Origin of the sequence: Ferroplasma acidiphilum, from assembly GCF_002078355.1 — an archaeon.
In the GTDB taxonomy this organism is placed as follows: domain Archaea; phylum Thermoplasmatota; class Thermoplasmata; order Thermoplasmatales; family Thermoplasmataceae; genus Ferroplasma; species Ferroplasma acidiphilum.
The window spans coordinates 787,905-801,358 of record NZ_CP015363.1 but is presented as its reverse complement, the minus strand read 5'-3'; the positions used below and the strand labels follow the sequence as shown (position 1 = coordinate 801,358).

The following is a 13,454-nucleotide window of genomic DNA, read 5'->3' as shown; positions in this document are numbered from 1 at the left end:
AAATGTATATATATTTCATTCTTCGAATATTTTCTATCGCATATATTATCCATTGCAAATGTTAGTTAATAACTATGATGCACAAAAATGACCAATAAAATTTACCATTACTTATTGTTTTCAATTAAAATAAATTTAAGGTGAGAATTCCTCCTGAAGCTCAAGTATTACCTCATTCAATACTTCTTCTAATGTCATACCGTTGTATTCACGCAAGCCACCCATGTCGGTTCGCAACCTGGCGCTAAATCCCTTTTCATCTTTCTCAAATTCAATATTGCAAAGTAGCTCTTCCATGCCAATCACTCCATAATTACCTGTAGTATTTAAAAATTGTTATTTGTACGCCCGTAGAACCCGAGCATTATATCAGACACATTATTTCCGGTCCTGCCAGTTATGATAGCACCATGGGCTTTTGATAAAGCCGTATAAGTATCACTACTGGCAAGGTACTCTTCTAAATTTTCAATTCTTGTGGAATTGTCCACTATTCCCCCTGCAGCAATGCTCTTTCCATCTATGCCATCTGTGCCCATGGAAATAAAAAGAAAATCGTTATCACCCATATTTTCCATTACTCTTACCGCGAGTTCCTGGTTTCGACCCCCACTGCCGTTTCCTGTTACTGTTACGGTGGTCTCGCCGCCACAGACAAACCAGAAAGGTTCCCCCTTGATCTCCAGTATATTCCGTAAAATGTCAGTTAGATCCCTGGATACTACTTTCACATCTCCGTTAATATTGCTTCCAAGATTTATCTTTTCACCTTCAAGTTCCGAATAAATATAATCCACAAAATCACGATTTTTTAAAACAATTGTGTTTTTCACATTAGTAAAATATTTACTGTCCAGTGTTTTGGAAATATCTACTTTTTCTATTATATCTCTCAATCTGGCATCTTTGATGTACTTCTTTGCCAGTTCCTTCAAATTCGCCGGTGCAGGGATATTTACCAGAGGTCCGGAAGCAATTATATTCAGGTTATCGTAAACCACATCGGAAATAATATAGCCAGCCACAGATGCAGGATAAAGATATTTTGCCAGTTTTCCGTTTTTTACTGCAGATAACGATGACCTGAGACGGTTCAATACGTATATATCACCGTCATTTTCCATGATTTCTGCCGATATATCCTTGAGGTCATTGACATCTATTCCAGTTTCCAGTAGCTCGAATAGGGATGAACCTCCCCCTGAGATCAACACAATAACAAGGTCCTTCTCAGTTAATCCATCTAAATGTGAAAGCAATTTTTTTGAAGATTCTACAGATAAACTGCTAACGTAGGGATGAGTACCACGCAAAATCTCCAGTTCCTGATATGACTCGTTGTGTACTTCGTCATCAGGTATAATAATCCCAGCATAGGATAGTTTTTTGAGCACACGTTCACGTATTCCGGAGTACATGTTAAATGAAGCTTTGCCAAATCCAATTACATAGACACGGTCAAATTTTTCTGTGTCCACATTGAAATTCCTTGACATTGCAGCTGCTGGATTAAGATTATTAATAGCATTCTGAATTTTTTCCAGTGCATATACCCTTCTTGAATTTGTTCCAATATTATCCATGTTAAGAATCTGCATAGTAATATATATTACCGGTGGTTTTAACTTTTTTCAATAGGGAAATAGACCTGAATTCCAGCCACCGTAACTTGAAACATGCCTGGCTCCCTATATATTATACATATATTGCGAAATCCGTAATCAATTAAAATCCGGATTCATAACAAAAATTAAAATATAATTCAGTTATTAACTGTTACGTGATAAAGGAAGAAGTTTTTCGTCCCAAAAAGGAATATAAACATCTTGGATATAATCAGCTATCACTGAGGCATGCTGTGTCTCAGGCTGTCGGGCTTAATGCGCCTGGAGGGACGATTGTCCTTTACGTGGCCGGAACGGCAGCATTGTTGACATTTACATTTTCTAAATATCCTGATGGTGCTTTTTCAATTCCTTTAATATTGTTGCTTGCCCTTATTGTTTATTCAATGATGAGTTATTCATCCTTTGAATTTTCAAAATACCTTTCCAGTTCTGGCGGATATTATACATTTGTGGCAAATGGTCTTGGAAAAGGTTTCGGCCTTACCACTGCATTATCGTATATAAGTTACCAGATTTTGAGTTTTACAGGCTTTGGAATACTTGGTTTTATTGGATTTGCCTACGCAATTCTTCCCAGCCTCGGCATTACAGTTCCCTATGTTAACATACTATGGATCCCTGTTACCATTGTTTTTATTTTATTTGTGAGCTTTCTTATTTATAAAGGAATCAAACCCTCTCTGAAATACGTCTCATATGCCATTCTCATTGAGGTAATATTCTTCATTGCCAGTTCAGTCTATCTCATAGGCGTTAACCATACTTCAATCAGCATCAAACCGTTTACAGCTATTCCGGTTGGTGGTAATTTTATAGTTCTGGCGGCGATGATGGTTTACGCAATTGGTTCATTTGTTGGTGTCGGAGGTTCAATACCCATAGCAGAGGAAACTAAAAACCCTAAAAAAACAGTTCCCCGGTCTATTATAGCAAGCATAGCAATTCTGGGTGTTACCATTATTATTGCGGCATATGCTGAAGTCATTTCATGGGGATATGGAAATATGGTATCATTCGGGACAGGCACTGGCATAGGAGCATATCCGGTACTTTCCATATACAAAGATGGATTCTCAGGCATGGGGCTTATTCCATTTGCTGTACTGCTTATAATTGTAATAAATTCCTTTTTCACGGCTACAGTATCACTGGGTACAAACGCATCCAGGGTAATATTTTCATTATCAAGGGAAGGTGTAATTCCAGAAAAGCTATCAAGGACTAACACAAAGGGCGTTCCAGTATACGCCATTTTATTTATTACAATAGTATCACTGGCTATCGTCCTGGCTACCGGAATATCCTTTGAATTGCTATATCCCGGAAAAATAATAGATGCTTTGCTTTATTCATCTGTCTTTTTGCTGGTGCTTGAATCCCCGATTTCATACATAGTACACATTCTTACAAACACATCGCTGCATATGTACCTGAAGAAAAGAAAAATGAAAACACACATATTCAGGCACATTATTATACCCGGAATTTCCAGCATAACTCTTGTAGGGGCAATAATTGCTGCAGTATATTTTGATCTTAGCGCGCCATACATATACGGTGTTTACGGTGCGCTTGTATGGGTAATTGTAATAGCAATTGTAGTTGTAATAATGTATACAAAATATAACAAAAATCTTGATGATATAGGGAATTTTTCTCTATAAATTCATAACATTTTCTATCTGTGCCAGAGATCTTTGCCTGACTGTTTCTATATCTTCATTTTTTATAATTTTGCCATTTTCCATGTATGGTTGCAATATATTTTCCATTGTTCCACCACAATGGCAGGTGGGTTTAGTATCAGAATATCCAGCAATAACATCATTGCAAGTCTTGCAGCGGTAAACGTTTTTTATTCCTGAAAATTTTCCACGTTTTGTTATATCGGTGCCATCTATATTTACTATATCCATTCCAAAATCGACCGGTTTTGCGGATGATATGGATGTGCCTATTCCGAATGACTCAACGCCTGCAGACAGGAGTTCGGGTATATCTTCAAGCTTTATTCCGCCTGATACCATAATTTTAATATTTTTATGGCCGCGGATGTCTAGCTCCCACCGTATTTCCCTTATAAGGTTGGGGAAGTTCCCACGCCTGGATGATGGTGTGTCAAGCCTTATAAAATCAATGTCTGGGAATTCCTCTGCTGCCTTTATTGCGGCAAATTTTTCATCCATGAATGTGTCTATAAGAAATACTCTGAAATCGGAATTGTCATGCTGTACTTTCCACGCATCATGGTCTCCAAGGATCAATGAGAGTGCGTGTGGCATTGTACCTGATGGTTTGATGCCAAGGAGCTTCGAACTGAGTACTCCGGATACGCCTGCAGCACCGGCAATATATGATGAACGGTCTATCATTGGTGATATAGCAGGATGCATTCTCCTTATGCCAAATGATATAAATGGTATATTGCCCAGTGATTTTTTAAGCAGTGACGAATAGGATGATATTCCTGATGCCTGGCAGAGGAATCCAAGCAGGGGTGTTTCAAGTTCAGCGAAATCTAAATATTTGCCGGATATTCTTAGAAATGGAACAGGAATTCCGTTTATGTCCCTTGGCTTCAATACTGTACCCTCCGGAATTGCATATACATCCACATTATGGGATTCAAGCAATGGCAGTACGTCGTTAAGCCCTGTGAAATTTATATATTCATATGCTGATGACTGTGTTGTAACCTCCATTGTTACATAGGGATTTTTCTTAAGCATGGTGAGATATTCCATAGTTTTTTCAAAATACACATCGGTGACCGCTCCATTCATTATATCCGAGTCGTTTGCCATGGTGAACCTGTTCATTTATATAACCTCTTTTAATAGTTCCTCTGAATTTATATGTGTATATCCATAATTTATTTTAATGTTGGTTAAGGCGGAAATCTGGTGTGAGTTATCAATGCAAGCGCAGAGGTCAGAGATAACTTTCACATTATAATAACGGTAAAATGCAGCTGCACATGTGTGCTCAACGCATATATCTGTGCTTATTCCGAAAATGTAAATATTGGCTATGCCTGATGCACGGAGGAGAGAATCGAGATCAGTATCGAAAAAAGCATCGTAATGGCGCTTCTTTAGAATATAGTCAGGAAATGGCTTTAGCGCATCAACTATTTCAGAGCCCCATGTTCCATCTATGGCATGTTCCCCCCATACTTTAAATTCCGGGTCATTCTTTATGTGAGAATCCTTTGCGAATATTATGGGAATATTGCCCTTTAGCTGTTTTAATGCTATTTCTGCAAGTTTTACACTCTCAACTGCATTACTGTCTCCAAACTTCCCTGTAACAAAATCATTGATCATGTCCACAACAAGAACACAACTTTTAGTTTTATCCATTATTTACTGTTATAGGTAATATATATTAATTCTTTATCCACCAGATCGTTTTGTTTCCATTGTCTTCTATGTAGATATTATTTTCCTCCAGTTTCTTCCTTATGTAATCCGATATTGCATAGTCCTTCCGTGATCTTGCATGGTTTCTTATGTCTATTATAATATCCATAATATTTGATTCCTGATTCTGCTTCCTGTAGATTATGTTGAGAAATGAGTCTACATATTCCACAATATGTATAAGTTTAGAAGCAGCAGCAGATGAAATATTTTCCATGTTCTTATTTGCATCTGAAATAAAAGCAAGAAATTCCCTGATAAGTGACCTGGTATCAAAATTTTTGTCCATAACAGCGTTGAAATGGTTTATAATTTCCTCTGCATCTATATTATAACTTCCTTCCGTAGAATTAAGCTCTTTCATTTTGTTATAAAATATGTTAATCCTTTCCACTGCATCCTTTGAGCTTTCCATTAATTGCGTGGAATAATCTATAACTGTATTGTAATTGGAATTAATCATGGCAAACCGCAATTCTTCCGGTTTATAGCTCTTCAGTATGTCTTTTGTCTGGATAAAATTCTTTAATGATTTGGACATTTTTTCCTTATTAATGTTTACCATGCCTGTGTGGATCCAGTACCTAGCAAGGTATCTCTTTCCACTTACAGACCTCATCTGTGCAATTTCTGCCTCATGGTGCGGGAAAATAAGGTCGTTTCCACCGCCGTGTATATCATATTCAGAGCCAAAATATGCCTCTGTTATAGCTGTATCCTCTATATGCCAGCCCGGGCGACCCTTTCCCCATGGAGATTCCCAGAATGGTTCACCTGGCTTCATCTTTTTCCAGAGAACAAAATCTTCAGGGGACTTTTTTTCTTCCTTTATAACACCCCTGGCATTTTCCCTTATCTGGTCCATATTCTGATTTGATAATTCACCGTAATCAGAAAATTTCCTTACATTGAAGTATACACCATCAGCGGTCTCGTATGCGTACCCGTGTTCCATAATTTTTTTGATCTGACCTATAATTTCATCTATATACAGGCTTGCCCTTGCGTAGTAATTGATACTGTCTATTCTCAGTTTGCCCATAATTTCCTTATATTCTTCGAAGTAATGATCAGCAACCTCGCTGTATTCTTTGCCTTCCTCAGCTGCCCTGTTAATAATTTTATCATCTATATCTGTAATATTCTGCAGGTAAAATACAGAATATCCTCTAGCCCTGAGATACTTTGCTATAACATCAAAGAATATATTTGTCCTGGCATGGCCTATATGCGAATGGTCATATACTGTGGGTCCGCAAACAAACATATTAATTCTGCCTGGATGCATAGGTTTGAAATCCTCATCTTTCTGGCCAAGTGTATTATGAATTATCATCCTGTTGTAATCGGCAGATTATAAATAAATTTAATGTATAATCCGGAACAATGGTTGAGTTAATGCCCGGACTTCCACTTTTCATATTCTTTTGATATTATGTCATATGCAGTAAATGAACTCTCAGTGGCTAAAATTTTTTCCTTTAATTTAAATGTGTTCTCCGACATTGATTTTAGTTTATCTCTGTTTCCGGTAAGTTTCAATATTGTTTCTTTAAAATGTTCTGGCTTTTCAACTGCCACAGCACCGGACAAATCATACTGTGATAATCCACGTATTCCGATCTCTGTGGATATTACAGGGAGCCCGTGCATAATGTAATCTATCATCTTCACATTCCTTCCCCCTCCGGTAAATATAGGATTCAGTGCAATACAGGAATTCCCGAAGAGGTTATCCTTTTCTGCATCCTGAATCAGCCCGTGGAATTGTACGTTTCCAGGTTTATGGGGAAATCCATGTGTATTTACATTTCCTATTATATGGAATTGGAAGTCCGGCATTGTTCTGGCCAGCGATAAAATGAACTCCACAGCTTCTATATTCGGGCCATAAATCGACCCTATAAATATTATATCCCTTGAATCCTCCCCATTCCATTGATATTTAACGTTTTTCAGCAAATGTGTTAAAAGTATTGCATTTCCTGGATTAAATTTTTCTTTGAAATATTTAAGGTCATTTTCAGATACAGAAATTAATAAATTTGACCTTTGAACGAGTTTCCCTTCAATCTCCTCTGTGTAATCATGATATTTATTTCCTGTTCTGAGAAGGCTTTCCACATTATGGGCATCGTATACTACAAATTTATTTTCCAGTAATTTTTCAAATAAGGGGTATTCCCAGGGCCCTTCAAAAATAATTGCGTCAGCTTCCGAAATCAGGGCTCTAACAGAATTAATGTATTTCTTCCTTAAAAGTATCCCTTTCGATATGGCAATTTCCAGCGACCTGTTTCCTTTTAGTACGGAATAGGTTGTTGATAGCAATGACCTGTATTCTTCAAGTTTATTTTCTTTAACATCATGGAGTATTAATCCGCCAACAGAACATATCTTCCATGAATTGCCTTCCAGAAGATGGTTCACCCTCATGGCATATGCAGATATGTAATCAGGGATTATTTTCCCGTGTGAAAGCTGGAGGATTTTAATAGTAGCCATTAAGGTTGATATTGACTGATATATTTAAAAGTTCTTTTCCTGTAAAGGCAGTACATGGTTAAAAATTCATCTTTGCTGCTGTTTGCCCTTTCTTTATTATGGCGATCTTTTCCTATGGCTCTATAGAGCATTCAAATAATTAGTAACCCCGGAATCATCCTATAAAGCCATAATTTGCTAATTGGGCACATATTATATAGTAATTGGGCATTAATAAATGATTTAAATGGACGATGTTAGAGCAAGCGTCCTGAGCACCATAGGGAATACTCCCCTGGTTAAGCTTAACAGGACCGGCTGCAGAAACATAGAAATTTATGTTAAACTGGAGTACTATAGCCCCGGTTTCAGCATTAAGGATAGGATAGCAATAGGAATGATTGAGGATGCAGAACGGAAAGGCATACTTAAAAAGGGCGATACGGTAATAGGAAAAACATCTGGAAATACTGGCATAGGTCTTGCAATTGCCTGTGCAGTCAAGGGATATAAATTTATTACTGTCATGTCTGCTGGCAATTCCATGGAAAAAACGGTAATGTTAAAGGCACTTGGCGCTCATGTTGTCCTTGTTCCGCAGCAGCCAGGCGAGGAGCCGGATGTTGTATCACGGAAGGATAATGAAGCTGTTGAGAAGAAAACAGATGAATTGACAGAGGAGCTCCACGCCTACAGGCCGAACCAGTACATAAACCCTGTAAATTACCTAATCCATGAATACACAACTGGAAGTGAAATTATAAAGCAATCTGATGGAAACATAGATGCCTTTGTTGCCTTTGTTGGCACCGGTGGAACATTTGTAGGAATATCAAGTGCACTTAAAAAATTCCGCAAAGATATAAAATGTTACCCGGTTGAACCTGATTCGGCACAGTTTTTAGCAGGAAAGCAGGTTATAACAACCAGGCATAAAATTCAGGGTGGCGGGCATGCCGTGAAACCACCATACTGGGATGAATCACTTGTCGATGGATATCTCAGTGTAACCGATGATGAAGCTATTGATACAGCAAGGCATCTTGCATCAAAGGAAGGCATATTTCCAGGTTTTTCCGGCGGTGCAAATGTTGCTGCTGCCATGAAGCTTGATAAAACAATGGATCGTGGTTCAATTGTTGTAACGGTACTGCCTGACAGTGGATTGAAATACCTTTCCTCCGACCTCTATAAATTTTAATTTTTTTATAAATATTTATTCTTCGGCCGCATGAAAATCCATGTCTGTAATTTTTCTGAATATTTCTTCCCCTTTTTCAGGATCAAGATTGTATATCATGTGGAAGAACAATGTTTTCTTTTCAGGGTTCTGTTCAATCAGATTCACCAGATAATCCACAGCCTTATCCCTAGATTCAACTGCAAGCTCCCGTGAACCGGAATCCTTTCCGGCATTTTTATGTATATTTTCCAGGTCTGAAAGGAACTCATCTGCTACTTCCACATGCACAGGGCATACGTTTAGATGGATAGTTGAGGGTAATCCAAGTTCCAGGTTTGAAGGCTGGATCTGTGGATACCATCCCTTTTCAATCATATTTACTCCTGTGGTAAATATGCTATTGTTGTTGTCCTGGAATGCGAAGATGGTTGCATCCGGTTTTCCTGTAATTTCATAGCCAATATTTTCTATTCCTTTTGTCAGTGTTTTATATGCAGATAATGTTTTTGAAGCCAGATCAGTATATCCTTTATACCCGAGATAGTTCATAATTGCCCATGTGCCTGCTAAAGGCCCTGCAGATTTTGTTGCCTGCATCCCTGCGTTTGACATGGGATAGCCTGGCCACTTTGCGTTTACATAGATCTGGTGCTTTCTAAGTTCCTCATTTTTATACATAATAACAGATGAACCCTTAGGAGTAAACCCGTATTTGTGCAGATCGACGGAAATGGATGATACACCAGGAAGGGTGAAATCAAAATCCTGGACATTGTGGCCAAGCCTTTTAAGAAATGGAAGAATCATTCCACCAACACAGGCATCAACATGCAGCCATAAATTATTTTCAAGGGCAATATCTGATAATTCCTTAACAGGATCAATTGTGCCATATGGGAAAGAAGGTGCTGAACCTACTATCATTGCTGTATTTTCTGTAATTGCTTTTCTCATGAGTTCCGGGTCAGCCAGGTAGTGTTCATCAACAGGCAGGCGTATTTCCTTAAGCCCCAGGTATTCAACAGCCTTGCTGAATGATGGATGTGCCGTTACAGGCAATATTACCTCAGGAACACCGTGATGCTTTTCAAAAAATCTATCTCTTGCAGCTTTCATTGCCAGAATAATACTCTCCGTTCCACCGGTGGTAAATGTCCCGGCGCTTCCTTCTTTGCCATGCAACAATGAAGCCATCATGGCTATTACATCATTTTCAAGTTTCAATGTACTGGGAAATGCGTGGTAATCCATTCCATTCCTGTTTGAAAATTTCAGGAAAATATCCTGGAGTTTATTTAATTCATCTATTCCCGGGTCATAGAAATATGTAAATAATCTTCCCCTGCTATTTTTTATATCATTTTTTCCAAGTTCATCAAGCGTTTCATGGATTTTCTGTATGTCCATGCCATTCTCCGGAAACTGTTTTAACATAATTTAATATCCGTGCAAAGTTTAAAATATTTTCCGGCAAAGTTTATTTATTATAAGGCTTGAGCCGTTTTCCCGCAGATAATATTATTTTCTCAGCAAGGATGCGGTCTGAATCTATCAATGGCAGTTCTGTATCCTCCCTATTCAGTATAACAGGTATTTCAGTGCATGCCATAATAATAGAATCCGAGCCATTATCTTCAAGTTCTTTAACCACTGGCTTCAAGGTAGCCTTTGCCCTGGAAATCTCTCCAAGTTTCACCAGCTTCACCGCTTGCATTACTGTATCCTCCTGTTCCGGAATTATGGCAGAGATACCGGCTTCTTCCAGATTTTTAATGTAAAGCCTGGATTTGATAGTTGCAGTAGTTGCCAGAAATCCTGGATGTTTGTATCCAGAGTCTAGTATAGCTTTTACTGTAAGGTCAACCATATTTAGCAGATTGACACCTGCTTTAAACTCACTGAACCATATATGTGCCGTATTGCAGGGTATAGCTATTGTTGTTATGCCGTTCCTTTCAAGAAAATCTATGCCTTTGTTTATGGCATCCACCGGGCTTTTGGTACCGTTGAAATAAGCGCCTATCCTGTCAGGAATCTCAGGATCACTGTAAAGTATATATCTTACATGTTCCTGGTCATTTGCTGCTTCTGTCAATTCAGTAATTCGGTCCAGAAACTGGTTTGTTGCCTTTGGGCCCATGCCACCTATAATGCCAATATTTATTTCCATGAATCTCAATATTAGAAATAGCAAATATCATTTAAATTATTCCATGGCATTCAGTCTGCTAGTTCAATAGGTATTCCCTTGCCTGTTTCTTTGCCCAGAATATACCATGCAACAGCACCTGCAGAACCTATAACCCATACAAGAATGTTGAAAAGCATATACTGGTATATATTGTATGTATAGGTAATATAAATTGTAGGGATATATAGGCCTATGCCAAGAAATCTTACAAGCGCAGTAAGGCTCCCTCTGGATTTTGTAGCCCATACTTCAGATTTTAATGTATCCTCAGCCAGGTAACCTAACTGTACAAAGGCATTCAATATAACGACGAGAGCCCAGAACAGTATAATATATTTAGACCAGGTGCCTATAAGTTCATACGTTATAATAGTAAAAGCAAGTGCACCCAGATTTCCCCATAGCAGCATTGATTTCCTGCTGATTTTTTCGCCGAAAAATCCTATTAAACCCATTGCGAAGGCTGCTACACTGGAAACCAGAAGTATCAGATCTGTAAGGTTTGGAAAGATTATAGGCCCCAGTTCATAGGCTATAAGCCCGAATCCCGTGGTTCCTGCAAATGCTGTTGTCAATGTGGCAAAGAACTTAAGCCAGAAGTGGCTGGTTTTATTCAGATCTCTGCTATCCGAGAGATCCTTTGTGTTGTCTGTCCTTTCCAGATAGCCTGCTTCGCCATAATATTTCTTTGCATCAGCTATTGCCTGTTCTTTTTTCCCTTTGCTTGCGAGCCATAGAAAACTCTCCGGCAAATAACGGCGGGAAGCAACAAGGACAACCAGGACTATAATTATTGTCAGGGCTACCATAAGCCTCTGGAAATAAATAGAACTGTATAAACTTGAAAATGCAACTGCAGCAAGAACCAGCCCGCCAAGTGGAATAAAATTTAATTCCAGCAGCATAGTTGAACTCCTGTGCTGCCTGGGCATAATTTCCTGCGATAACGCCATAATTGTATTCATTTCCCCTCCTGAGGCAAAGAGCAAAATTCCAAGGAAAATTAATATAAGGTAAAATGTGTAACTGAATGTTATCCCTATTGCGCCGATAGCGTACAAACTCATTGTAATATAGAAAACCTGTTTCCTCCCAATGCGGTCGGATACAGGGCCTGCTATTCCTATGCCTATTATCAGCCATAAGGGAGACCATGATAATAGCAATGCCTTATAGCTGTCTGGAATTTTAACCCAGGTAGTGGCTATAGAAGACATTCCGAATATATATGATTCTATGAACATTCCCATGGCAAATGAGATAAATGCCCATGTGTCAATCCGGCTCCAGTTTCTGTGAGGTAAACTTTTATGTTGAGAATCCATATTAATTAGTAGGGATAAACGAATTCCATATTAAAATATAATGTTTTAAACCATTATTTTTATACAGTGTAATGGATGTATCAGCCAGTAAAACATTGATAATAAGAAATTTTGTTAATATAGAAAAATAGTTACGGGTCTGATTCCATATTTCCATCATTTACCGGGCCATAGGATTCCAGGGTAAGCCATTCAAAATTATTTAAATCAATTTCAGTATCTATTATCTGCTTAAAGTAATCTTTTGCCCTGTAGGTCGGCAGAATAAAATTAATAACTAGTCTGTCACCATACACATACAGAAACATAAAATTTAATGTAAGATTATTACTCATAGCTTTAGATGCAAGCAAAAGCAGTATGCTATCGTTTGTCTTTGTCTCATATATGTGGTCTCTTTCTGATATTACAGTCATGTTCTCAACACTGCTTAAATCTCTATCTGAATAGATGATGGCCCTGAAAGAGCCATGGATCGGATTATTATCCACAAACTGCACGGTAGCATTTGTTTCTTTTAAAATTTTAATTACCCTGTATTGTGAAAATTCGGCAACTGGAAGGCTTACAATTATGCTTTGAAGAGCTGTGTCTGTATTTTTCATGAAGTAGTAAAAACCAGGTGATGGCTTTAATGTTATTTGTACAATATTAAACTCTGTATAGTTATATTTATAAATCAGGTTGGAAAAATCCATTTCAGAATTCTCATGCATAAAGCCTTTTATTATCATATTTCCGGATTCTATCCCGGCATAGGAAATTACAAGCCCATTTATGTTGTCAAGGTCAGTGAAAAATTCCACCAGTGCAGGGTCTGTCATTTTTTCCCTTACCAGGAAGTAGTGTTCCCTTTCATTTACCTCGGCTAATTGAAATAAAGGCTTTAGCCTCCCGATATCTTCTGATTTAAGTATAAAAAAATCAAAAAATAAATCATCGCCGTCCCTGACAAGGGCACCAGCCCCATCATATCCTGTTGCCTGGCTTAATGCAAGGTGATTTGATTTAAAGTTAAGTGCAATTTCGAAATATTTGTTAAGTTTTGTATCAATACGGGAGAGTTTCATTTATCTTTATAATATATATGTATATAAAAATATTCTTATCATCTTTCCCGGACGATTATGAAATTTCAAATTGCCGGGATTTGCCATACCTGGTTGTTTATTTTATAAAATATGCAATAGTGGCAATATTTAACTTTTCAATAGGAAAGTG

Annotated in this window: 12 protein-coding genes; 2 read left to right on the top strand and 10 right to left on the bottom strand. The window is 37.9% G+C overall.

What is annotated here, in order from left to right; genetic code table 11:
* Nucleotides 1-135: 135 nt before the first annotated feature.
* Both fad_RS09390 and gck read right to left on the bottom strand, forming a co-directional pair.
* On the bottom strand, nucleotides 136-297 hold the full coding sequence (locus fad_RS09390; RefSeq protein ID WP_171481599.1) for a hypothetical protein: 162 nt from the start codon (nucleotides 295-297) through the stop codon (nucleotides 136-138).
* A gap of 29 nt (nucleotides 298-326) precedes the next feature.
* Nucleotides 327-1,598 carry a glycerate 2-kinase gene (gck, locus tag fad_RS04090; protein ID WP_081142036.1) on the bottom strand — a complete coding sequence of 424 codons (1,272 nt, stop codon included), beginning with the start codon at nucleotides 1,596-1,598 and terminating at the stop codon, nucleotides 327-329.
* Nucleotides 1,599-1,780: 182 nt separating this feature from the next.
* Between gck and fad_RS04085 the strand changes: the two genes are divergently transcribed.
* A complete protein-coding gene (locus fad_RS04085) occupies nucleotides 1,781-3,292 on the top strand; it encodes an APC family permease (protein WP_081142034.1) in 1,512 nt (503 codons plus the stop codon).
* Here the strand turns inward: fad_RS04085 and fad_RS04080 are convergent.
* From fad_RS04080 to fad_RS04065, 4 genes are read right to left on the bottom strand one after another with little or no spacing between them, the layout of a single operon-like run.
* Nucleotides 3,287-4,447: a nicotinate phosphoribosyltransferase gene (locus tag fad_RS04080; protein WP_081142032.1), complete on the bottom strand. Its 1,161-nt coding sequence runs from the start codon at nucleotides 4,445-4,447 to the stop codon at nucleotides 3,287-3,289. The two genes, fad_RS04085 and fad_RS04080, sit on opposite strands and share 6 nt — an antisense overlap.
* Nucleotides 4,448-4,990 carry an isochorismatase family cysteine hydrolase gene (locus fad_RS04075; protein ID WP_081142030.1) on the bottom strand — a complete coding sequence of 181 codons (543 nt, stop codon included), beginning with the start codon at nucleotides 4,988-4,990 and terminating at the stop codon, nucleotides 4,448-4,450.
* A gap of 25 nt (nucleotides 4,991-5,015) precedes the next feature.
* Complete coding sequence (gene cysS / locus fad_RS04070; RefSeq protein ID WP_081142028.1) at nucleotides 5,016-6,386, bottom strand: cysteine--tRNA ligase; 1,371 nt, start codon at nucleotides 6,384-6,386, stop codon at nucleotides 5,016-5,018.
* A 59-nt stretch (nucleotides 6,387-6,445) separates the two neighbouring features.
* Nucleotides 6,446-7,555: a glycosyltransferase gene (locus fad_RS04065; RefSeq protein ID WP_081142026.1), complete on the bottom strand. Its 1,110-nt coding sequence runs from the start codon at nucleotides 7,553-7,555 to the stop codon at nucleotides 6,446-6,448.
* A 226-nt stretch (nucleotides 7,556-7,781) separates the two neighbouring features.
* Between fad_RS04065 and fad_RS04060 the strand changes: the two genes are divergently transcribed.
* Nucleotides 7,782-8,735, top strand: coding sequence for a PLP-dependent cysteine synthase family protein (locus fad_RS04060; RefSeq protein ID WP_081142024.1), 954 nt, complete (start codon nucleotides 7,782-7,784; stop codon nucleotides 8,733-8,735).
* Between the two features lie 15 nt (nucleotides 8,736-8,750).
* On the opposite strand, the gene fad_RS04055 is transcribed toward fad_RS04060, so the two are convergent.
* The 4 genes from fad_RS04055 to fad_RS04040 all read right to left on the bottom strand — a co-directional run bounded on the left by fad_RS04055 (nucleotide 8,751) and on the right by fad_RS04040 (nucleotide 13,303).
* On the bottom strand, nucleotides 8,751-10,151 hold the full coding sequence (locus fad_RS04055; protein WP_081142022.1) for a pyridoxal phosphate-dependent decarboxylase family protein: 1,401 nt from the start codon (nucleotides 10,149-10,151) through the stop codon (nucleotides 8,751-8,753).
* 43 nt (nucleotides 10,152-10,194) lie between these two features.
* Entirely contained in the window at nucleotides 10,195-10,887 is a 693-nt protein-coding gene (locus fad_RS04050; RefSeq protein WP_081142020.1) for a cysteate racemase, read from the bottom strand.
* A 50-nt stretch (nucleotides 10,888-10,937) separates the two neighbouring features.
* Nucleotides 10,938-12,233, bottom strand: coding sequence for an MFS transporter (locus fad_RS04045; RefSeq protein WP_081142018.1), 1,296 nt, complete (start codon nucleotides 12,231-12,233; stop codon nucleotides 10,938-10,940).
* A 131-nt stretch (nucleotides 12,234-12,364) separates the two neighbouring features.
* Nucleotides 12,365-13,303, bottom strand: a complete 939-nt coding sequence (locus fad_RS04040; protein ID WP_081142016.1) for a hypothetical protein — start codon at nucleotides 13,301-13,303, stop codon at nucleotides 12,365-12,367.
* Nucleotides 13,304-13,454: the final 151 nt, after the last annotated feature.

Bases quoted from the DNA above. Each gene is read 5' to 3' on its own strand.
- fad_RS04040 (WP_081142016.1), bottom strand. From the start codon at position 13,303: ATGAAACTCTCCCGTATTGATACAAAACTTAACAAATATTTCGAAATT.
- fad_RS04075 (WP_081142030.1), bottom strand. From the start codon at position 4,990: ATGGATAAAACTAAAAGTTGTGTTCTTGTTGTGGACATGATCAATGAT.
- cysS (WP_081142028.1), bottom strand. From the start codon at position 6,386: ATGATAATTCATAATACACTTGGCCAGAAAGATGAGGATTTCAAACCT.
- fad_RS04060 (WP_081142024.1), top strand. From the start codon at position 7,782: ATGGACGATGTTAGAGCAAGCGTCCTGAGCACCATAGGGAATACTCCC.
- fad_RS04080 (WP_081142032.1), bottom strand. From the start codon at position 4,447: ATGAACAGGTTCACCATGGCAAACGACTCGGATATAATGAATGGAGCG.
- fad_RS04055 (WP_081142022.1), bottom strand. From the start codon at position 10,151: ATGTTAAAACAGTTTCCGGAGAATGGCATGGACATACAGAAAATCCAT.
- fad_RS04065 (WP_081142026.1), bottom strand. From the start codon at position 7,555: ATGGCTACTATTAAAATCCTCCAGCTTTCACACGGGAAAATAATCCCT.
- fad_RS04045 (WP_081142018.1), bottom strand. From the start codon at position 12,233: ATGGATTCTCAACATAAAAGTTTACCTCACAGAAACTGGAGCCGGATT.
- fad_RS09390 (WP_171481599.1), bottom strand. From the start codon at position 297: ATGGAAGAGCTACTTTGCAATATTGAATTTGAGAAAGATGAAAAGGGA.
- gck (WP_081142036.1), bottom strand. From the start codon at position 1,598: ATGCAGATTCTTAACATGGATAATATTGGAACAAATTCAAGAAGGGTA.
- fad_RS04050 (WP_081142020.1), bottom strand. From the start codon at position 10,887: ATGGAAATAAATATTGGCATTATAGGTGGCATGGGCCCAAAGGCAACA.